Origin of the sequence: Tistrella bauzanensis (genome assembly GCF_014636235.1) — a bacterium.
GTDB lineage: Bacteria > Pseudomonadota > Alphaproteobacteria > Tistrellales > Tistrellaceae > Tistrella > Tistrella bauzanensis.
Window position 1 is genome coordinate 1 of record NZ_BMDZ01000221.1, and the last position, 546, is coordinate 546.

A 546-nucleotide genomic window follows, 5' to 3' on the forward strand; every position below is an offset into this window, starting at 1 on the left:
GGAGGACGGGCCGCCTCACGCCGTCCCAGGCGACGGTGACGCTCTAAACCAGCCCGCCGCGCTCATTGCGCGACAGCCTCTTAAAGACCAAGATCTGTATAAATTCAGAAAACCAAGAATTACACCTAGAGTCGCGATACCAAGCGTCAGAACATCCTTTACCGACAGCATTACCCCCTCCAAATATGTGATAACGTCCTTTATCCCATTTTCTCGCACATAGTACAGCGGCTTGACATGTCGCCGTCGATCCGCGCAAAATCGTAAAATCGCAAATGGAGATTTCTGTGATTGTGTCGTTCCTGAACCAGAAGGGCGGAGTCGGCAAGACGACACTGGCCCTCAACGTCGCAGCCGAACGGGCTCGAAGAGGTCGACGCGTTCTCGTCGTGGACGCCGACCCACAGGGGAGCGCGCTCGACTGGGCAGCTGCCCGGGACACCCCGCCGCTGGTGACCGTGATCGGCCTGCCCCGACCAACCATTCATCGAGAAGTCGGCGAGCTGGCCCGCGGATACGACGACGTGATCATCGACGGCCCCCCCC

The 546-nt window shown here is 59.0% G+C and carries 1 protein-coding gene; it reads left to right on the forward strand.

What is annotated here, in order from left to right:
- Positions 1–287 precede the first annotated feature (287 nt).
- Positions 288–546, forward strand: a 259-nt coding sequence (locus IEW15_RS25675) for an AAA family ATPase (protein ID WP_229708902.1), incomplete at its 3' end; no start/stop codon positions are given.